The sequence below is a fragment of the Klebsiella sp. KE9456 genome, assembly GCF_043832615.1.
GTDB lineage: Bacteria > Pseudomonadota > Gammaproteobacteria > Enterobacterales > Enterobacteriaceae > Klebsiella > Klebsiella indica.
Map to the genome: position 1 here is coordinate 145,774 of NZ_JBDYQK010000008.1, position 19,601 is coordinate 165,374.

18 protein-coding genes and 1 tRNA gene are annotated in these 19,601 nt (G+C 54.8%); 11 read left to right on the plus strand and 8 right to left on the minus strand.

Going from position 1 to position 19,601, the window contains the following annotated elements; all coding sequences use genetic code 11:
* The 5 genes from ABK821_RS10295 to ABK821_RS10315 all read right to left on the minus strand — a co-directional run bounded on the left by ABK821_RS10295 (position 1) and on the right by ABK821_RS10315 (position 4,473).
* Positions 1-765, minus strand: coding sequence for an ABC transporter ATP-binding protein (locus tag ABK821_RS10295; protein ID WP_308560974.1), 765 nt, complete (start codon positions 763-765; stop codon positions 1-3).
* Complete coding sequence (locus ABK821_RS10300) at positions 762-1,748, minus strand: iron ABC transporter permease (protein WP_138361426.1); 987 nt, start codon at positions 1,746-1,748, stop codon at positions 762-764. The genes ABK821_RS10295 and ABK821_RS10300 overlap by 4 nt, the downstream gene beginning before the upstream one ends.
* Positions 1,745-2,770, minus strand: a complete 1,026-nt coding sequence (locus ABK821_RS10305; protein WP_138361425.1) for an ABC transporter substrate-binding protein — start codon at positions 2,768-2,770, stop codon at positions 1,745-1,747. Before ABK821_RS10305 ends, ABK821_RS10300 begins: the two co-directional genes overlap by 4 nt.
* 672 nt (positions 2,771-3,442) lie before the next feature.
* Positions 3,443-3,514: transfer RNA gene (locus tag ABK821_RS10310), tRNA-Arg, on the minus strand.
* Positions 3,515-3,582: 68 nt separating this feature from the next.
* Positions 3,583-4,473: a formate/nitrite transporter family protein gene (locus tag ABK821_RS10315; protein ID WP_138361460.1), complete on the minus strand. Its 891-nt coding sequence runs from the start codon at positions 4,471-4,473 to the stop codon at positions 3,583-3,585.
* A gap of 256 nt (positions 4,474-4,729) precedes the next feature.
* Here ABK821_RS10315 and mlaA point away from each other — a divergent pair, with 256 nt between their 5' ends.
* Positions 4,730-5,491: a phospholipid-binding lipoprotein MlaA gene (mlaA, locus tag ABK821_RS10320; RefSeq protein ID WP_138361424.1), complete on the plus strand. Its 762-nt coding sequence runs from the start codon at positions 4,730-4,732 to the stop codon at positions 5,489-5,491.
* A 64-nt stretch (positions 5,492-5,555) separates the two neighbouring features.
* On the opposite strand, the gene fadL is transcribed toward mlaA, so the two are convergent.
* Positions 5,556-6,920, minus strand: coding sequence for a long-chain fatty acid transporter FadL (gene fadL, locus ABK821_RS10325; protein ID WP_343178235.1), 1,365 nt, complete (start codon positions 6,918-6,920; stop codon positions 5,556-5,558).
* Between the two features lie 371 nt (positions 6,921-7,291).
* On the opposite strand from fadL, the gene ABK821_RS10330 reads away from it, so the two are divergent.
* The 4 genes from ABK821_RS10330 to sixA all read left to right on the plus strand — a co-directional run bounded on the left by ABK821_RS10330 (position 7,292) and on the right by sixA (position 11,898).
* A complete protein-coding gene (locus ABK821_RS10330; protein ID WP_343178236.1) occupies positions 7,292-7,576 on the plus strand; it encodes a YfcZ/YiiS family protein in 285 nt (94 codons plus the stop codon).
* A gap of 159 nt (positions 7,577-7,735) precedes the next feature.
* Positions 7,736-9,046: an acetyl-CoA C-acyltransferase FadI gene (gene fadI, locus ABK821_RS10335; RefSeq protein WP_138361421.1), complete on the plus strand. Its 1,311-nt coding sequence runs from the start codon at positions 7,736-7,738 to the stop codon at positions 9,044-9,046.
* Positions 9,046-11,190: a fatty acid oxidation complex subunit alpha FadJ gene (gene fadJ / locus ABK821_RS10340; RefSeq protein ID WP_138361420.1), complete on the plus strand. Its 2,145-nt coding sequence runs from the start codon at positions 9,046-9,048 to the stop codon at positions 11,188-11,190. Before fadI ends, fadJ begins: the two co-directional genes overlap by 1 nt.
* A gap of 222 nt (positions 11,191-11,412) precedes the next feature.
* Complete coding sequence (gene sixA / locus ABK821_RS10345; RefSeq protein ID WP_138361419.1) at positions 11,413-11,898, plus strand: phosphohistidine phosphatase SixA; 486 nt, start codon at positions 11,413-11,415, stop codon at positions 11,896-11,898.
* A gap of 20 nt (positions 11,899-11,918) precedes the next feature.
* On the opposite strand, the gene smrB is transcribed toward sixA, so the two are convergent.
* A complete protein-coding gene (gene smrB / locus ABK821_RS10350) occupies positions 11,919-12,470 on the minus strand; it encodes an endonuclease SmrB (protein ID WP_138361418.1) in 552 nt (183 codons plus the stop codon).
* 167 nt (positions 12,471-12,637) lie between these two features.
* Between smrB and prmB the strand changes: the two genes are divergently transcribed.
* Genes prmB through ABK821_RS10380 form a run of 6 tightly spaced genes read left to right on the plus strand, consistent with a single transcriptional unit; the run spans position 12,638 to position 17,188 of the window.
* On the plus strand, positions 12,638-13,570 hold the full coding sequence (gene prmB, locus ABK821_RS10355) for a 50S ribosomal protein L3 N(5)-glutamine methyltransferase (protein WP_138361417.1): 933 nt from the start codon (positions 12,638-12,640) through the stop codon (positions 13,568-13,570).
* Between the two features lie 37 nt (positions 13,571-13,607).
* Positions 13,608-14,693 carry a chorismate synthase gene (gene aroC / locus ABK821_RS10360; protein ID WP_138361416.1) on the plus strand — a complete coding sequence of 362 codons (1,086 nt, stop codon included), beginning with the start codon at positions 13,608-13,610 and terminating at the stop codon, positions 14,691-14,693.
* Positions 14,694-14,696: 3 nt separating this feature from the next.
* Positions 14,697-15,521, plus strand: coding sequence for a penicillin-insensitive murein endopeptidase (mepA, locus tag ABK821_RS10365; protein ID WP_138361415.1), 825 nt, complete (start codon positions 14,697-14,699; stop codon positions 15,519-15,521).
* Positions 15,521-16,330, plus strand: a complete 810-nt coding sequence (locus tag ABK821_RS10370; RefSeq protein ID WP_138361414.1) for a sulfite exporter TauE/SafE family protein — start codon at positions 15,521-15,523, stop codon at positions 16,328-16,330. The genes mepA and ABK821_RS10370 overlap by 1 nt, the downstream gene beginning before the upstream one ends.
* Positions 16,330-16,878, plus strand: a complete 549-nt coding sequence (locus tag ABK821_RS10375) for an elongation factor P hydroxylase (protein ID WP_138361413.1) — start codon at positions 16,330-16,332, stop codon at positions 16,876-16,878. Before ABK821_RS10370 ends, ABK821_RS10375 begins: the two co-directional genes overlap by 1 nt.
* Before the next feature lie 31 nt (positions 16,879-16,909).
* On the plus strand, positions 16,910-17,188 hold the full coding sequence (locus ABK821_RS10380) for a YfcL family protein (protein ID WP_138361412.1): 279 nt from the start codon (positions 16,910-16,912) through the stop codon (positions 17,186-17,188).
* Positions 17,189-17,458: 270 nt separating this feature from the next.
* On the opposite strand, the gene mnmC is transcribed toward ABK821_RS10380, so the two are convergent.
* On the minus strand, positions 17,459-19,447 hold the full coding sequence (gene mnmC / locus ABK821_RS10385; RefSeq protein ID WP_138361411.1) for a bifunctional tRNA (5-methylaminomethyl-2-thiouridine)(34)-methyltransferase MnmD/FAD-dependent 5-carboxymethylaminomethyl-2-thiouridine(34) oxidoreductase MnmC: 1,989 nt from the start codon (positions 19,445-19,447) through the stop codon (positions 17,459-17,461).
* Positions 19,448-19,601 lie beyond the last annotated feature (154 nt).

A 19,601-nucleotide genomic window follows, 5' to 3' on the forward strand; every position in this document is an offset into this window, starting at 1 on the left:
TTATCCTTGAAAATAAGAGTGACCCAGGTGGTGGTGGATCTGCGCGGGTGTCACGCCGTATAGCTCAGCGAGCGCGCTGGCGCGCAGTTGTTCTTGTGGTGCGCCGCTGCTGACGCGACCGTCTGCTTCAACCCGAATGACCTGATCGGCGACAACCCGCGCGTGCAGGGGGTGGTGCGTTGCCATCAGCAGCGTAACCCCGTGTTGCCTTAGCTGACGCAGGACGTCAAGGAGCCGGATTTGGTGACCAAAGTCGAGGCTTGACGCGGGCTCGTCCAGCAAAAGCAGCCGCGGTTGCTGGACCAGGGCGCGGGCGATTAACGTCAACTGACGCTCGCCGCCGCTAAGCGTTGACCAACTGCGTCCGGCGAGATGGGCAATCCCAAGTGATGAAAGCTGGGTCAGGGCGATCTCGCGATCGCGGGGAGTGGGTTGGGTGAAGGTATTCAGGTGCGGGCTGCGGCCCATCAGCACCATATCAATGACGTTGAAAGCAAATGCGCCCTCGTGGGCCTGCGGAACCCAGGCCATCGCGCATGCGCGTTCGCGCGGCGACATCTGCCTGATGGCGATACCGTCAAGCGTTATTTCACCGCCGCGAAGCGCAAGCAGGCCGAGAATACTGCGCATCAGCGTCGTTTTACCGCCGCCGTTCGCCCCCAGGAGACAGCAAATTGTCCCGGCGGACAGGGTGAATGAGACATCGCTCAATACCGTGCGCCGGGCATAGCCAACGCTGGCGTGATCGACTACGAGTAGCGTCATAGCGGGCTCCGGTGTAGCAGCAGCGCCAGGAAGAACGGCGCGCCGATAAATGAAGTGAGGATACCGAGCGGGATCTCAGTGGTACTCACGCTGCGGGCAAGGGTGTCGGTTAACAGGAGTAAAATCGTTCCCAGCGCCATCGCCACCGGCAGCAGGCGCTGATGATTACTTCCGGTGAGCAGCCTGCCAATATGTGGAACGATAAGGCCGACCCAGCCGATGATGCCCGCAATCGCGACCGCGCTGGCGGTGACGAGCGTGGCGCATAACACAATAATCAGCCGCAGGCGTGCGATATTCATCCCCAGCGCGCGGGCTTCATCATCGGAAAGGGTCAGCATATTGAGCCGCCAGCGTAGCAGCCATAAAGGCAGACAGCCAATAACCATCAGCGGGGCGGCGAAAGTCAGATCGCCGAGGGTGATATCCGACAGCCCACCAAGCAGCCAGAAGGTGATCGACGGGAGCTGGGTATAGGGATCGGCGATAATTTTAATAAGCGATATTCCGGCGCCACAGAGAGTGCCTAAAGCGATCCCCACCAGGACCAGCGTCAGCACCGGTTCGTGGCGGGTGGCGGTGCGGGCAATAAGGATCACGCCGCCGACAACCGCCAGGCCGCCAAAGAATGCGCAGAGCTGGATAAACCACGCCGGGCCGCCCCACCAGATAGCGAAGCAGGCGCCGAGCCCTGCGCCCGCGGCGACGCCGAGAATATCCGGTGAGACCAGCGGGTTACGAAATATTCCCTGATAGGCGGTTCCGGCGGCGGAAAGCGAGGCGCCGATTATCAACGCGGCGGCAATTCTTGGTACGCGAATTTGCCAGAATACGATGCTGTCGCGTGCGTTGGCGTGAGAAGAAGAGAAAAGCAGTTCGCAAAGGCGCGCAGGTGTGAGATCCCAGGGGCCGGTTAAGAATGCGATGCCCAGAGTGACCAGCGCGGCGGCCACTAACGTGAAGCTCAGGCTAATGGGTTTCATCTTGGATTCATCAGCTCCGTGTAGCGTTGAGGAGAGAGCGCCGCATGCCAGAACAACTCGCTATAGCGGGTAAGATCGGTTTGCAGGGTGGCTTGTATTTTCGGATCCAGCCAGGCGTGCAGGCGACGCAGACCAGCCAGACGATTCACGCCAGGCGGCGCATCCAGCCAGCCGAAGGGTAGCCCGTCCAGTAGCAAGACATTGCCTTTTGCCACGGCATCAATGCCCCGCCAGATCGGATCCTGGGTAATATGCCGCCAGGTCGCCGCCTCCTGGGTCAGGATAATGTCCGGCTGCCACTGCAGCAGATTTTCCAGCGATACCTGACTTAGTCCGGTGCGTCCGGCGGCGCGGGCGACGTTAACCAATCCAAGCAGTTCCGCCGCCTCGGTATGCAGCGACCCTGCGAGCCCGGTTTCCAGCCCCTTTGCGCCGCGGGCGGCGTAGAAACGGGTTGCGGCGCGGGATGAATGTGAAAAGGCGAGGGCCTCATTAATAAAGCGTTGCGCCAGCGTCGCCTGCCGCTGAGTTCGCGCCTCCTGGCCGACGATCTCGCCGAGGGTTAACAGTTGCTGTGCCGATGTCGCCAGCGTGCCGCTGATGATGACCCAGGGAATGCCGCTGCGGGCGCCGATCCGTCGGGCTTGCGATATCCAGGTCTCATCGGCGTTGCCGCAGTCGACAATCAGATCGGGCGCAAGCGCGACCAGCGCCTCCAGCGACAGGGTGCTGGCGCGCCCGGCGAGACGGCCCAGTTTGCGCAGGCGGGCAATCTCTGGCGGTAACGGAGACTGAGGAAAGCGCGAAAAATCAAATGAGGAGAATCCCAGCAGCTTTTCCGGCGCGACGGCAAGCAGCAGCATATCCGCCGGCGCACCGGCGCTGACGATACGCTGGATAGCTGCAGGCGCGGGGAGGTTTCCCAGTCGAAAATCCTGGTTCGGGGCGGCCCAGCCTTTCATGTTTGGCAAATAGAGCGCCAGGCCCAGCGCCTGCAAGAAGGTACGGCGGGAAAATGGCATATGTTTCTGTCCGGAAACAAAGAGATTAAAAAATCGCTATATCTTTTCATATATAACGATAGCACTATTGCGTGAGATCAAAAATCACGGGGATTGGCTGGCGCTTATCCTATGAGGGAGACATGAGATGGGTAAACGATATGAAACTCGCTTGCTATCGCGACTTCATGAAAGAACACGGGGAAATTAGCGAGGAGCGCATGTGAACGCTGTTTATTGTCCTCGCAAGGGCGAGGTCCGGGGAGGGGGAGAGTGACTGTCAACGCGCATACAACTTGAAGTCTGGTCGGTGTATTCAGTTATGCGTCATTCAATCGTGTCTTAATCCAGTCAGCATAAGTAATGGTGTAATAAATAGCATGAGCAAACGGAAAATATGTGGGACGATACTGTTTATACCCGTCATACTTCAAGTTGCATGTGCGTTGGCTTTCCTCGTTCACCCCAGTCACGTACTGGAGTACGCTCCCGGGGATTCACTGCGTCGCCGCCTTCCTGCAACTCGAATAATTTAGGGTATATTACACTGGATAAGCCTTCTAATTATTGGCCCGTTTTTTCCTGCCGCACTGGGTGACGGTTAATGAGTTTCGGCATGCGGGTATATTATGGAAACCTTGCAGCGCCGGGAATTCTGCGAACGACTACAGAGAATAGTGAACGGTGGAAAAGTGTCCCCTGCAGGAATCGAACCTGCAACTAGCCCTTAGGAGGGGCTCGTTATATCCATTTAACTAAGGGGACGAAGCGGCCGGGATTATAGCGTCTTTTCCCTTGCAGGTTAAGCAGGTCTGCACTGACTGCTTAAACTGTCACCACTTTTTTGTTTTTGCCTGAGCTTTTTTCTCATGGCTCATATCGTTACGGATCTGCGCATGACTCAGTAAGGCGAAAATAAAGGTCCCGCCGCAGATATTTCCCGCAAGCGTTGGCAGAGCGAAAGGCCAGATAAATTCCTGCCAGGGTATCGCCCCAGTGAATACCAGGTAAAATATTTCGACGCTGCCGACCACAATATGCGCAGTGTCTGCAAGTGCGATAAGCCAGGTCATCAAAATAATGACGACAATTTTTGCTGACCCCGCAGCAGGGAACATCCACACCATAGTGGCAACCAGCCAGCCGGCAATAATCGCGCTGGCGAACATCTCGAAGGGGGAATTGTGCATCACCTTCAGGCTGATATCGCTGAAGGCTTCACGTGTAGGTTGATCGAAAACAGGCATGGCATTGAATGCCCACGCCGCAATCGCGGTGCCGATTAAGTTACCGATGAGCACAATGCCCCACAAACGTAACAAGAGGCCGATATTGCCGAACGTTGGATTCTGCATAACAGGCAGGACGGCGGTGACGGTGTTCTCGGTAAATAACTGCTGGCGAGCAAGGATAACGATGACAAAACCAAAGCAATAACCGAAATTTTCCAGCAAAAAACCGCCGGGAAGTTCGCCAGAGTGCACATGAAAGATGCCTTTGGCGAGAAGTGAGGCGCCCATTGAAAGTCCGGCGGCAATGGCTGACCATAATAGCGCCATCGCATCACGCTCAAGCTCTTTTTCGCCTTCCTGGCGAATGACTTCATGCGTGGCCATCGCTCGCGAAGGCAGATGCTCTTCATCAACCTCGATCTCCTCTCCTTTTTGTTTTTCAACGCTTTCAACTTCCCGTTCTTTACTGTCATGGCGAGTCCGCGATGTCATCATTATTCCTCTGCGACTTGTCTTTATTATAATCGTAGAGCGATTTCCGCAATTCGGCGCTGAATAACCGCCTAAATTCTTCGCAATGACAAGATTAGCAATACGGAGATTGCAAAATGTGTATAGAATCTGGGGGCAACAATGATGCCAAAGAAGGCTATGCTGAAAGCAGGCACATGCTTATGGGCGATATCTTGATGGCGGCTGCTGTCCCCGGATACCCCCAGCGATAGCTTAAATTAACAGGGAGACACCTATGAATTTTCGCCTGTCGGCGCTTGCGCTTGGCGCTACATTGCTGGTGGGATGCGCCAGTTCTGGTTCTGGCGATCTACCGCAGGGGCGTTCAGATCCCCTTGAAGGTTTTAACCGCACCATGTTCAACTTCAACTACAATGTTGTTGATCCCTATGTGCTTCGGCCCGTCGCCGTGGCGTGGCGTGACTATGTTCCGCAGCCGGCGCGTAACGGCCTGAGTAACTTTACCAGCAACCTTGAAGAACCGGCGATAATGGTGAACTTCTTCCTGAAGGGAGATCCCTATAACGGGATGGTGCACTTCACGCGTTTCTTCCTGAACACGCTTCTTGGAATGGGCGGCCTGGCTGATGTGGCTGGGATGGCAAACCCGAAACTGCGGCGCACTGAACCGAGCCGTTTCGGCAGTACACTGGGTCACTATGGCGTTGGTTACGGTCCATATATGCAATTGCCATTCTATGGCAGTTTTACTCTTCGTGATGAAGGGGGCGATATGGCCGATGATTTCTACCCGGTCCTTTCCTGGCTGACGTGGCCGATGTCTATTGGTAAATGGATGGTTGAGGGGATTGAAACGCGCGCGCAGTTGCTGGATTCCGACGGATTGCTTCGTCAGTCTTCCGATCCGTATATCATGATGCGTGAAGCTTACTTCCAGCGTCACGACTTTATTGCCAACGGCGGCAAACTGACGCCGAATGAAAACCCGAACGCGCAGGCGATTCAGGGCGATCTTAAAGACATTGATTCTCAGTAAGCAATCCCGTTGCCGAAAGTAAAAGGGTGCGCATCATGCGCACCCTTTTTGTCCCGTCAGATGATCAGAAGCGGTAGTTGAAGTTCATACCGTACAGCCAGGCTTTACCTTCAGATTTGAAGTGATACGGGCCTTCATCAAATTCGACATGCTGGCCGTGCATATAAGAAACGCCGACATCGACCGACGCATCTTTATTAAAGGCATAGGTCGTACCTGCGCTTAGCCACAGACGATCCTGGTCCGGAATGGAGATGGATCGGTTAGATGCCGGGACCGGGCTATCATCAAATGCGATACCGGTACGGAAAGTCCAGCTATCGTTATAGTAATAGGTCGTCCCCAGAGCGATACGATAGGAGTCTTTAAAGCCTTCGTCTTTATAGAACAGAGTTTCTCCACCGCTGGTTTTGGTTGCTTTTAGCTCCTGAAACTGGCTCCAGCTGGTATACGCCAGACTGTAGTGAATGGCCCACTTTGGCGCGACGCGGTTATAGCCGGAGAGTTCCCACATTTCAGGCAGGTTCAACGTCAGAGATCCGCCAATAGTGGAACCGCCGGTGCCGTAGGGCAAACCCAGCCCCAGGGCGGAATTGATGGCGTTAAGGGATGACGGCAGGCTGCTCTTATAATCCCCGTCAAAATCAATTTTGACTTCAGAACGATAAGTTAAGCCGTAGCGGTTATTTTTATCGACCTCATATAAAATCCCTGCATTCCAGCCAAATCCCCATTCATCGCCCTTCAGATAAGCGATTTGAGTGTCGCGGCTGATACCGCCCGCCTGCTGGCCAATTGCTTGCGCCTGGGTCGGAGACAGTACGCCTGATTGCACCATCTCTGGCAACTGGGCGCCGATAATATCCGGTAAATCCCCGGCATAGCGCTCTAATTTTGCCCGGGCGTACACCGCGTTGAGGCCCAGACCAAAACTCCAGTGATTGTTAAGGCGATAAGCGCCGCTCAGATTGAGATTAAGTGTTTCAAGGTCGGTAATCCCGCCCATTGATCCTGCGGCGAAATCATTGTTGAACTCGGTGGATAAACCGTAGTTAGATGTGAGTGATGCCCCCCAGCCAAACTGTTCATTTATTGGCGCGACAAAGTGCAGATTGGGCACCCATGCGGTCGGCGCGATATTCTTCTGGCTGGCGTCATTACCGATCACTGAACTGCCGCTAACGTTGACATCGGGATCGACAAAAATCGCGCCAGCGGAAAAGGTCGGCCGGTCGAACATCATGATTAACGCCGGGTTACGACTGACGTTTCCCGCATCATCGGCTATTGCGCCTTCGCCTGAATAGGCGCGACCAAGGCCTGACGAAGAGAATTCATTTAACTGAAAGCCCGCTGACCAGGCCTGGGTGGAAACAATTGCTACAGCCACTGCAAGGGCAGATTGGGTAACGCGGGTTTTCTGGCTCATGCCCATAACCTCATAGAGTCATTTTTATTAAATCAATGTTACATGTGGTAACAGAGGCGCGAAGTGTAGAGTCTGCTTTACGACAGAGAAATCAGACCAGTTGGCTGAGTATAGGTCCGACCAGATGAAATGTTGCAAGTTTGTTTATAAGTTTTTTCAATTGTTATATTGGAAACGAGATCTGTCTGGCAAATTTGCCGGTAAAGCGCATGCCAAAAGTAGGGTATTTTTGTTTTGGATCATTTTTAAGTGTGATTTCTGTCACTTATCCCATTTGTCGCTATTAACGACTGGAGGAGGGCATACACCGGGCGTAAAATAAACACAGTCATTGTCTGGCACCTTGAGTGCATATACAGAGGAAATCTACGATGAGTAAATGCAGTGCTGATGAAACCCCGGTTTGCTGCTGTATGGATGTTGGCACCATTATGGACAACACCGATTGCACCGCGTCCTGGAGCCGCGTGTTCGCTAACCGTGCCGAAGCAGAAGAAACTCTCGCGACATTGAGTGCCAGAGCGCGTAGCGTGGAATCCGAGCCGTGCAAAATCACCCCGACCTTCACTGAGGTGGATGGTAGTGTGAAACTGGATATCGACTTTGTATTCTGCTGCGAAGCCGAAACCCTGATTTTCCAGCTCGGCCTGCGTTAATCTGCCCCCGCACGCCCCTCGTCACTGGGGCGTTATTTTTCCTGCTCAATGTGTTTTAGCTCCCACTTTTTCCCCTCCCCGATTGGCTTAATGTAAAATATTGGTTAAAACTGTTATCAGGTCAGACCACTTTGTCTTATTGGTTAACAGGGGCATGTTATGAGTCAGGTATTACCGCTGGTCACCCGTCAGGGCGATCGTATTGCTATTATCAGCGGCTTACGTACCCCGTTTGCCCGACAGGCAACGGCATTCCACGGTATTCCTGCCGTTGATTTAGGCAAGCTGGTGGTTGGCGAAATGCTCGCTCGCAGCAATATTCCCGCGGAAATAATAGAACAACTGGTCTTTGGCCAGGTGGTACAGATGCCGGAAGCGCCGAATATCGCCCGGGAAATTGTGCTGGGAACCGGCATGAGCGTACATACTGATGCCTACAGCGTCAGTCGTGCCTGTGCGACCAGTTTCCAGGCCGTGGCCAACGTTGCGGAAAGCCTGATGGCGGGAACTATCCGCGCCGGTATCGCTGGCGGGGCCGACTCCTCTTCCGTGTTGCCGATTGGCGTCAGTAAAAAACTTGCCCGAACTCTGGTTGATGCGAACAAAGCCCGTACCCTGAGCCAGCGTCTGAAGCTCTTTTCCCGTCTGCGCTTTCGCGATCTTCTGCCCGTGCCGCCAGCGGTTGCTGAGTATTCAACCGGGCTGCGCATGGGGGATACCGCCGAGCAGATGGCGAAAACCTGGGGGATTACGCGTGAACAGCAGGATCAGCTGGCGCTTCGTTCGCACCAGTTGGCAGCCAGAGCGTGGGAAGAGGGCAAACTATCAGCAGAAGTTATGACTGCGTATACCCCCCCGTTCCGGGAACCGCTGGAACAGGACAATAATATTCGTAAAAATTCAACACTGTCAGATTACCAAAAGTTACGACCGGCCTTTGACCGCAAACACGGAACGGTGACCGCCGCTAACAGTACGCCATTAACCGACGGGGCGGCGGCGGTGCTTCTGATGACCGAGTCCCGGGCTAAAGAGCTGGGCCTTATTCCGTTGGGCTATTTGCGCAGTTACGCTTTCACCGCCATCGATGTCCGCCAGGATATGCTGCTGGGGCCTGCGTGGGCGACGCCGCTGGCGCTGGAAAGAGCGGGACTCACGCTGGCTGATTTAACGCTGATTGATATGCACGAAGCCTTCGCCGCGCAAACGCTGGCCAATTTACACTGTATGGCCAGCGAACGCTTTGCCCGCGAAGTGCTTGGCCGTTCACAGGCGACGGGAGACGTGGATGAGCGCAAATTTAACGTCCTTGGCGGGTCGATTGCTTACGGTCATCCGTTTGCCGCCACCGGCGCGCGGATGATAACCCAAACCCTGCATGAACTGCGGCGTCGCGGAGGCGGGTTTGGTCTGGTCACTGCCTGCGCGGCGGGCGGACTCGGTTCAGCCATGATTCTGGAGGCCGAATAATGGATACCGTATCGGCATTTGCGCTTGAGATTCGCCCGGACAATATCGCCGTTATTACGATTGATGCTCCCGGCGAAAAAATGAATACCCTGAAAGCCGAGTTTATCAGTGAGGTTCGGCGAATTATCCGTCAGATTCATGATAATAAAGACCTGCGCGGCGCCGTGTTTATTTCGGCAAAACCGGATAATTTTATCGCCGGGGCGGATATTAACATGATTGCCCGCTGCGCGAGCGCGCAGGAAGCGGAATCGCTGGCCCGTGAGGGGCAGCAAATTATGGCGGAGATCCACAGGCTGTCGATTCCGGTTATCGCCGCCATTCATGGGGCCTGTCTGGGAGGCGGTCTTGAGCTGGCGCTGGCCTGCCACGGGCGAGTGTGTAGCGACGATGATAAAACCCGGCTTGGATTGCCTGAAGTTCAGCTAGGGCTGCTGCCGGGATCTGGCGGCACTCAGCGTTTACCGCGATTAATCGGCCTCAGCGGTGCGCTCGATATGATTCTGACCGGAAAGCAGCTTCGTCCGCGGCAGGCACTTAAGGCCGGGCTGGTTGATGATGTCGTGCCGCAGACTATTTTGTTGCAAACCGCCGTGGATCTGGCGCTGAAAGGGGGGTCGAAAAGTCGTCATCTTCCGCTGCGCGAGCGCATACTTGCTGGCCCCCTGGCGCGTAGCCTGTTGTTTCGGTTAGTAGAAAAAAAAACCTATCAGAAGACGCAGGGTAACTATCCGGCGACCGAACGCATTTTGCAGGTGATGGCGATCGGGCTGGCACAGGGCAGTAATCGCGGATATAGCGAAGAGGCGCGCGCCTTTGGCGAGCTGGCGATGACGCCACAATCGCAGGCGCTGCGGTCGGTTTTTTTCGCCAGTACCGATTTGAAAAAAGATCGCGGCGCGGATGCTGAACCTGGTGAACTGCGTAGCGTTGGCGTTCTTGGCGGCGGATTAATGGGCGGTGGCATCGCCTGGGTTACCGCGTGCAGGGGAGGGCTGCCAGTACGTATTAAGGACATTAATCATGGCGGGATTAATCACGCACTGAGGTACAGCTGGGACCTGCTCGACAAGCAGGTTCGCCGCCGCTATCTGCGGGCCAGCGAGCGCGATCGTCAGTTGGCGCTCATTTCCGGCTCTCTGGATTACCAGGGATTTGCTCACCGCGATGTGGTGATCGAAGCGGTATTTGAAGACCTTTCCCTTAAGCAAAAAATGGTGCGTGAAGTTGAGCAGCACTGTCATGCGGAGACCATCTTTGCATCGAATACGTCATCATTACCGATCGGCGAGATTGCGGCTCTGGCGAGCAGGCCGCAGCGGGTTATCGGGCTACACTTCTTCAGCCCGGTAGAAAAAATGCCGCTGGTGGAGGTGATTCCCCATGCCGGTACCGATCAACAAACGATTGCAACGGTGGTGAAACTGGCGAAGCTGCAAGGGAAAACGCCTATCGTTGTTGCCGACAAAGCAGGTTTTTATGTTAACCGCATTCTGGCTCCTTATATTAATGAAGCGATGCATTTATTAACGGAAGGTGAACCGATTGAGCATATCGATAACGCTCTGGTGAAGTTCGGTTTTCCGGTTGGCCCTGTTCAGTTGCTCGATGAAGTGGGAATCGATACTGGCACCAAAATTATCCCCGTGCTGGAAGCGGCCTGGGGGGAACGTTTTAGCCCGCCAGCAAACATCATTAGCTCGATTCTGAATGACGATCGCAAAGGTAGAAAAAATAACCGGGGTTTGTATCTTTATAAGACAAAAGGGCGTAAAAGCAAAAAACGGCCCGACCCGGCTGTTTATCCTTTGCTGGGGGTCTCTTCTCCACAGGCGCGCTTGTCCGCGCAGCAGGTGGCGGAACGTTGTGTGATGATGATGCTCAACGAAGCGGCGCGTTGTTTCGATGAGCAGATTATTCGTAGCGCCCGTGACGGCGATCTCGGCGCGGTGTTTGGCATTGGTTTCCCGCCGTTTCTTGGTGGCCCGTTTCGCTATATGGATATGCTGGGCGCAGGAGAGGTTGTGGCGATTTTGCAGCGCCTCGCCGCACAGTACGGCCCGCGTTTTACACCATGTGACACTTTATTACATATGGCTAAACAGGGGGCAACCTTCTGGCCCACGAATGAACGGACGAGCTAAGTTGAGGTCAAAGAAGGTGAATCCGGTTATGTATTCCGGTAATGGATGATGTTGTCTTCTGTCTATTTTGTAAGCAATGGTTGACTATACTTACGCCATTGAGGTAAAAAACAGCATTTCATTCGTGGAATGGATCAGGCACAATGCCCGGCCACCGGGTCGCCCGTGTATTGTCTGCGCGGGTAAGACAGCGGTGCTTCTGGTTAACAAAAGCGGTGCAATATGCAAGTTTTTATCATGCGTCACGGCGACGCTGCCCTCGATGCAGCCAGTGACTCGGTTCGTCCATTAACCGTCTGTGGTTGCGATGAGTCGCATCAGATGGCAACCTGGCTGAAAAGCCAAAAAGTGGATATTGAGCGGGTTCTGGTCAGTCCCTACCTGCGTGCGGAACAGACGCTGGAGATCGTCAGGGAGTGCATGAGTCTGCCAAAAGATGTCGACGTCATGCCGGAACTGACGCCGTGCGGCGATGTTGGTATCGTCAGTGCTTATCTTCAGGCGCTGGCAAATGAGGGGGTGGCAACGGCGTTGGTCGTGTCTCACCTGCCGCTCGTCGGCTACCTCGTTTCAGAGCTGTGCCCGGGAGAAACGCCGCCGATGTTCGCCACCTCGGCGATTGCCTGCGTCACACTTGATGATGACGGTAAAGGTATATTTAACTGGCAAGTGAGTCCCTTCAATTTGAAGATGGCGAAAGCTATCTGATTCCCGCCGGGGCTGATGTATTACGGAAGTTCCGGTGGTTGCCACTCTTCAACTTCGATCAGTATCAGCAGTGCGGCGTTCCCGCCGTACTCTTTTGGCGCCTGATGAAAGGCCATAATATGCGGATGCTGCGCCAGCCATAGCGGTGTTTGCTGTTTGAGAATATGCTTTCCATGCCCGTGCATCACGCTGGCGCAGAACACATGTTCCCGGCGGCAGGCGGCGATCAACGCTCCCAGTTCCTGTTTGGCTTGTTGCTGGGTCAGACCGTGCAGGTCGAGAAACAGCTCCGGCGAATAATCGCCGCGGCGTAGTTTTTTCAGTTCAAAGTGGCTGACGTCTGAGCGCACGTACTTAACCGCTCCTTCAGTATTCAGCAGCGGCTGAAACTCATCGGAAAAGTAGTGACTATTGTCTGCCTGCTCCTGGAGCAGACGCTTTGGCGCTACTTCACTCACCTTCTTGCGCAGCGGGCGGTGAACAATGGTGTCCTGCTTAATCTGACGCGTACCGGCCATCAGTTGCCGGAACAATGCCTGATCCTCCTTACTTAGCGATGTTTTCTTTTTCATTACCTGATCTCATTGTTTCTTTGCTGTTAGTTTACCCGACTCGCCGTACATTCAGGCAAGGAAAACCTATTTTTCCCCTTCAGCCTGACGTAAGAATGCTGATTTATCCCCGTCTTCATGGCAAACTAGCCGCCGAATTTATAGCAGAGCGTGCCCTGGGGGAGAGCGTGGATAAAATTTTTATTGATGAGGCCGTTAATGAGCTTCATACCATTCAGGACATGCTGCGTTGGGCGGTAAGCCGCTTCAGCGCTGCAAATATCTGGTACGGACACGGCACCGATAATCCGTGGGATGAAGCGGTGCAACTGGTTATGCCGTCGCTATATCTGCCCCTTGATATTCCGGAAGATATGCGCACCGCGCGTCTGACCTCCAGCGAAAAACACCGTATTGTTGAGCGCGTCATTCGCCGTATTAACGAGCGCATTCCGGTTGCCTATCTGACCAACAAAGCCTGGTTCTGCGGCCATGAATTTTATGTGGATGAGCGCGTGCTGGTGCCCCGTTCACCGATTGGCGAGCTGATTAATAACCGGTTTGCGGGGTTGATTGACCACTCGCCTCAACACATCCTCGACATGTGCACCGGCAGCGGCTGTATCGCTATCGCCTGCGCATACGCTTTCCCGGAAGCGGAAGTCGATGCGGTTGATATCTCTCCTGACGCGCTGGCCGTTACAGAACAGAACGTGGAAGATCACGGCTTAATTCATCACGTTACGCCGATCCGCTCCGATCTCTTCCGCGATCTGCCGAAGGTGCAGTACGATCTGATCGTCACCAATCCGCCTTATGTTGATGAAGAAGATATGTCTGACCTGCCGGGGGAATATCGCCATGAACCGGTTCTCGGACTGGCTTCCGGTAGCGACGGCCTGAAGTTGACCCGTCGCATCCTCGCCTGCGCGCCGGATTATCTCAGCGATGACGGTATCCTGATTTGTGAAGTGGGTAACAGCATGGTACATCTGATGGAGCAGTATCCTGACGTTCCATTTACCTGGCTGGAATTTGAAAATGGCGGCGATGGCGTCTTTATGCTGAGCAAACCGCAGCTGATTGCCGCCCGCGCGCATTTCGGCATCTATAAAGACTAAAACAACACGCAAACATAACGACAATAATGGAGCCGTGATGGCAGGAAACACAATTGGACAACTCTTTCGCGTGACGACTTTCGGTGAGTCGCACGGTCTGGCGCTGGGCTGCATCGTTGACGGCGTGCCGCCAGGCATCTCGCTGACCGAAGCCGATCTCCAGCACGATCTCGACCGTCGCCGTCCGGGAACGTCGCGCTATACCACCCAGCGCCGCGAACCGGATCAGGTGAAGATCCTCTCCGGCGTGTTTGAAGGCGTGACAACCGGCACCAGCATTGGTCTGCTGATTGAGAATACCGACCAGCGTTCTCAGGACTATGGCGCCATTAAGGATCTTTTCCGTCCCGGGCACGCCGATTACACCTATGAGCAGAAATATGGCCTGCGCGATTATCGCGGCGGCGGTCGTTCTTCTGCGCGAGAAACCGCTATGCGTGTGGCTGCCGGGGCGATTGCCAAAAAATTCCTCTCCGAGAAATTGGGTATCGTCATTCGCGGCTGCCTGACCCAGATGGGGGATATTCCGCTGGCGATAAAAGAGTGGGATCAGGTTGAACTGAACCCGTTCTTCTGCGCGGACCCGGACAAAATCACCGCGCTTGATGAACTGATGCGCGGGCTGAAAAAAGAGGGCGACTCTATCGGGGCGAAAGTGACCGTGGTGGCTGATGGTGTTCCTCCGGGCCTGGGCGAGCCGGTGTTTGACCGCCTGGATGCAGATATTGCGCATGCGCTGATGAGCATCAATGCGGTCAAGGGCGTGGAAATTGGCGATGGTTTTGATGTGGTAAAACTTCGCGGAAGCGAGAATCGCGATGAAATTACTAAATCAGGTTTCCAGAGCAACCATGCGGGCGGCGTTCTCGGCGGTATCAGCAGCGGCCAGCAGATTGTTGCCAATATCGCGCTGAAGCCGACTTCCAGCATTACCGTTCCTGGGCGTACGATTAACCGCTTTGGCGAAGAGAGCGAGATGATCACCAAAGGGCGTCACGATCCTTGCGTTGGTATTCGCGCGGTACCCATTGCCGAAGCGATGCTGGCGATTGTGTTAATGGATCACTTCATGCGTCAGCGCGCGCAAAATGGCGACGTGGCGACATCAATCCCACGCTGGTAACCGATGAAAAAAACCGTTATCGCACTGCTGGCCTTATTGGCCAGCGCTACCTGCCTGGCCGCGACGCCGTGGCAGAAAATCACGCACCCCATCAGCGGCAAGCCGCAGTCAATTGGCGCGTTCGCTAATGGTTGCATCGTCGGCGCGCAAGCGCTGCCGTTAAACTCCAGCAGCTATCAGGTGATGCGTACCGATCAGCGGCGCTACTTCGGCCATCCGAATCTCGTGCAGTTTATTCAGCGTCTGAGCAATCAGGTACACAATAAAGGCATGGGAACGGTGCTGATTGGCGACATGGGAATGCCAGCCGGTGGCCGTTTCAACGGCGGCCATGCCAGCCACCAGTCCGGACTGGATGTCGATATATTTCTCCAGCTTCCGCAGAGGCGCTGGAGTTCCGCGCAACTTCTGAAACCGCAGGCGTTGGATCTGGTCGCTCGCGATGGCAAACACGTGGTGCCGTCTTTGTGGCGTCCGCAAATCAGTGAACTGATTAAAATGGCGGCGGAAGATAGCGAAGTGACGCGCATTTTCGTTAACCCGGCGATCAAGCAGCAGCTATGTCTTGATGCCGGGAGCGATCGCGGCTGGTTACGCAAAGTGCGCCCGTGGTTCCAGCATCGCGCGCATATGCATGTGCGCCTGCGTTGTCCGGCGGATAGCTACGAGTGTGAAGACCAGGCGCCTCCTCCGGCTGGCGATGGTTGCGGTGCCGAATTACAAAGCTGGTTTGAACCCCCAAAACCCCCCTCAACCCCTCCTGTGAAGAAGACGCCGCCACCGTTGCCGCCTTCATGCCAGGTACTACTGGATGAGCATGTTCTTTAATGGATAGTTTTATCAATCTCTTTATGGTGTCACCGACAGTATTGGGCATGCTGTTCTTTGTGGCGGTAATGGCAGGGTTTATTGATTCACTGGCGGGCGGCGGCGGGTTGTTAACCGTACCGGCGTTGATGGCGGCGGGTCTTCCTCCCGCGCAGGCGCTGGCGACCAACAAGCTACAGGCGTGCGGCGGCTCGCTGTCCGCTTCGCTGTATTTTATCCGTCGCAAAGTGGTGAATCTGGCCGATCAGAAGCTCAATATTCTGATGACTTTTCTCGGTTCTACCAGCGGTGCGCTGCTGGTTCAGCACGTTCAGTCCGATATCCTTAAGCAGATTTTGCCGATTCTGATTATCGGTATAGGCCTCTATTTTCTGCTGATGCCAAAATTAGGCGAAAACGATCGGCAGCGGCGTCTGTATGGCCTGCCGTTTGCGCTGGTTGCTGGCGGCTGCGTGGGTTTTTATGATGGCTTTTTTGGCCCTGGCGCAGGCTCTTTCTACGCGCTGGCGTTTGTCTCGCTGGCGGGTTTCAATCTGGCGAAATCGACCGCCCACGCTAAATTGCTTAATGCGACCTCTAACATGGGAGGGCTGCTGCTGTTTATTATTGGCGGCAAGGTGATCTGGGCGACGGGTTTTGTGATGATGGCCGGGCAATTTATTGGAGCCCGAGCGGGCTCACGGCTGGTTCTGAGTAAAGGACAATCGCTGATTAGGCCGATGATCGTTGTGGTCTCGGCGGTGATGAGTGCAAAACTTCTTTATAGCAGCCACGGACAGGAGATCCTTAATTGGCTGGGAATGCATTAATGAACAGCACGCATAAATATGAACAGCTGATCGCTATTTTCGACGGCTGTTTTGCTGATGATTTTAATACCCGTCTGATTAAAGGCGACGATGAGCCAATCTACCTTCCGGCAGATGATGATGCGCCGTACCACCGCATCGTTTTTGCTCACGGGTTTTATGCCAGCGGACTGCATGAGATTTCGCACTGGTGCATCGCCGGAAAGGCGCGCCGTGAGCTGGTGGATTTTGGCTACTGGTACTGCCCGGATGGCCGCGATGCGATGACCCAGTCTAAATTTGAAGACGTTGAGGTGAAGCCTCAGGCGCTAGAGTGGCTGTTTTGCGTGGCGGCGGGCTATCCGTTCAACGTCAGTTGTGACAACCTGGAGGGGGATTTCGAACCCGATCGCATTGCTTTTCAGCGGCGGGTACATGCTCAGGTCATGATTTATCTGGCGCAGGGGATACCCGAACGTCCGGCGCGTTTCATTAAAGCGTTACAGCAATATTATCAAACGCCACCTTTGACGGCGGAACAATTCCCGTGGCCGGAAGACCTGCGCTAAGGCCACACTTATCGATAAATGAGGAAAGAAGATGATCGCGGAGTTTGAATCACGCATTCTGGCGTTAATTGACAATATGGTAGACCACGCCAGCGATGATGAACTGTTTGCTGGCGGTTATCTGCGCGGCCATCTGACGCTGGCGGTGGCCGAACTGGAGGGTGAGGGTGAACATAGCGTGGAAGCAGTACATAGTAAGGTGAGCCAGAGTCTGGAAAAAGCCATCAGCGCGGGGGAGCTTTCTCCACCGGATCAGATTCTGGTGCAGAGTATGTGGGATAATTTGTATCAGCAGGCGGTGCGGTCGTAGGTTCCTTTTTTGACGAAGCCCGGTTTTCACCTGACCGGGCTTTGATGCTGGTCGATTAAGCGAGTTACAGCTTCAGCCAGATTGCTGACAAAGTGCAGTCTTTTGGAATTGCCCGGCAGCGTGCGCTGCACGGGCTTACGTCGCCGGATGCAGAAGGTCATGTCGACCGAATAAGGCGCAGCCGCCATCCGGCGTAGTAAATGTGGGCCACAATATCTGATACCGGTGTGTTGTTCGCCTCAGCCTTAGCTCGGATTCAGCTTTCCTCAATTATTTTACCGCTTTGCCTCTCAGCAGCTTTCTTACCCACAAACGATTTGGATTCAGCGCCGCTAACGTTTCCCTGTCCATCGGTAACGGCTCCTCACTCATTTGCGCCGCCAGAATCTCCGCCGCCAGAGGCGCGGAACATAAACCGCGTGAACCCAGAGCCCCCAGCATATACAGATTGCGGTGAACCGGTGCTTCTCCGGCCTGCTCAGGATGTTCAACCAGCGAGGCATACTCACGTAAGGTGGCGTCATAATCGGGCACATTTCCGACCATTGGTAAATGATCGCGCGTGGCACAGCGCACGGCGCAACGGGCCTCGTTTGCGCTGATATCCACCTCCTGTGCCCATTCTGCCAGTGGGAAACAGTCAATCAGGCGTTGACGATTCTGTCGCTGATCTTCCGGGCTGAAATCCGTATTCGTCTCCCCGCGATGATAGCTCGCACCAATGCAGTGCTGTTGATTATGCGGATTTTGCGGCGTCAGATAGCCGTCGTAGCACAGGACCTGACGCAATTGTGATAACCCTGCCGTGGTGGGAATATGGCTGACCTGCCCGGCAACCGGATACATCGGGAGATGCGCCGTCTGGACGAAACGGGTTACCTGATGGCCATTCGCCAGCACCACGATCTCATGGTACTGCCGCTGGTTCAATTGCCAGCCGTTACCATCAGCGCTGATAGTCTCAACGGGGAAATTGTAGTGAACACGTAATCCCTGGGTGGCGGCGAGGGAGAGAATCTCGGCGGTTAGCTGTTGTGGGCAGAGCCAGCCGCCAGCGGGATAGCTTATCCCTCCGCAGCCGGTTTCCACGCCGGTGATGTCTGCTGTAGTCTGCGCGTTTACAGCAACGGCGATTTCCTGGGGCAGGTTAAGGGTGAGCATCTGGGCAATTTTCTGCGCGCTTTTTTCATCCCAACCCAACTGGGTAACACCGCACCAGTCATGCTCAAACGGCACCGGAAGCATGTCGTACAGGCGGCGGGCAAAAGTAAACGCCGCCGGAAAAAAACGGGCCAGCGCCGGATCGTGTTGGCTTAGCAGCGGATAAAGCGCGCCCTGACGGTTGCCGGAAGCGCCTTCCGCCGGAGCGCTGTCGGCGCAATATAACGTAACCTGCCATCCACGGCGCAGCAGCGCCAGAGAGAGCAGGGCGCTGGCGATCCCCCCACCGATAATCGCCGCCTCGCGCAGTTCCGTTCCGCGACGGGAGAACCATGGCGTACGCAAAGGGAAGGTCAGCGTTTGCGCCATTTCGCCGGTAAGCATTTCACGCTTGCGGCCAAACCCTTTGCGCTTCCGCATGCTGAACCCGACTTCCTGTAGCCCACGACGAACAAAACCGGCGGAGGTAAAGGTGGCCAGGGTGCCGCCAGGTCTCGCCAGGCGGGCCATGGCGGAAAAGAGCGTCGGCGTCCACATATCCGGGTTTTTCGCCGGGGCAAAGCCGTCAAGGAACCATGCATCTACCTGCTGATTCAGTGAATCATCCAGCTCGTCGGTCAGTTCGTTGATATCGCCAAACCACAAATCAAGGGTTACGCGCCCGTTATCCAGCAGCAGGCGATGACAGCCTGCGATCGGCAACGGCCACTGCGCCTGAAGCTGTTCCGCCCATGGCACCAGCTCTGGCCAGCGCTGATGCGCCAGACGCAGGTCTTCCGCTTGCAGAGGAAATTTTTCAAAACTGATGAAATGTAATCTTTGCAGGGTAGCGTCAGGGTTATCGCGGTGAAAAACGTCAAACGCCTGCCAGAGCGTGAGGAAGTTAAGGCCAGTGCCGAATCCGCTTTCGGCGACAATAAATAACGGGCGCGGATGAACGGGAAAACGTTCGTTGATCTGGTTAGCGCCGAGAAAAACGTAGCGTGTCTCTTCCAGACCGTTGTCATTGGAAAAGTAGACGTCGTCGAAATCTCGGGAAACAGGTGTACCCTCAGCATTGAATTCCAGCCTGGCAGGTTGTATAGCGTTTTGTTTCACGTAAGTTACTCGAATCACAAGGTGTAGCACGATCTTAACGATGTGTGCCGGGAGGCGCAAATTTATACATAAATTGTCTGATCGGACTTGTTCGGCGTACAAGTGTACGCTATTGTGCGACACGAAACTTAATATAGTGTGACTTACAGAGGTA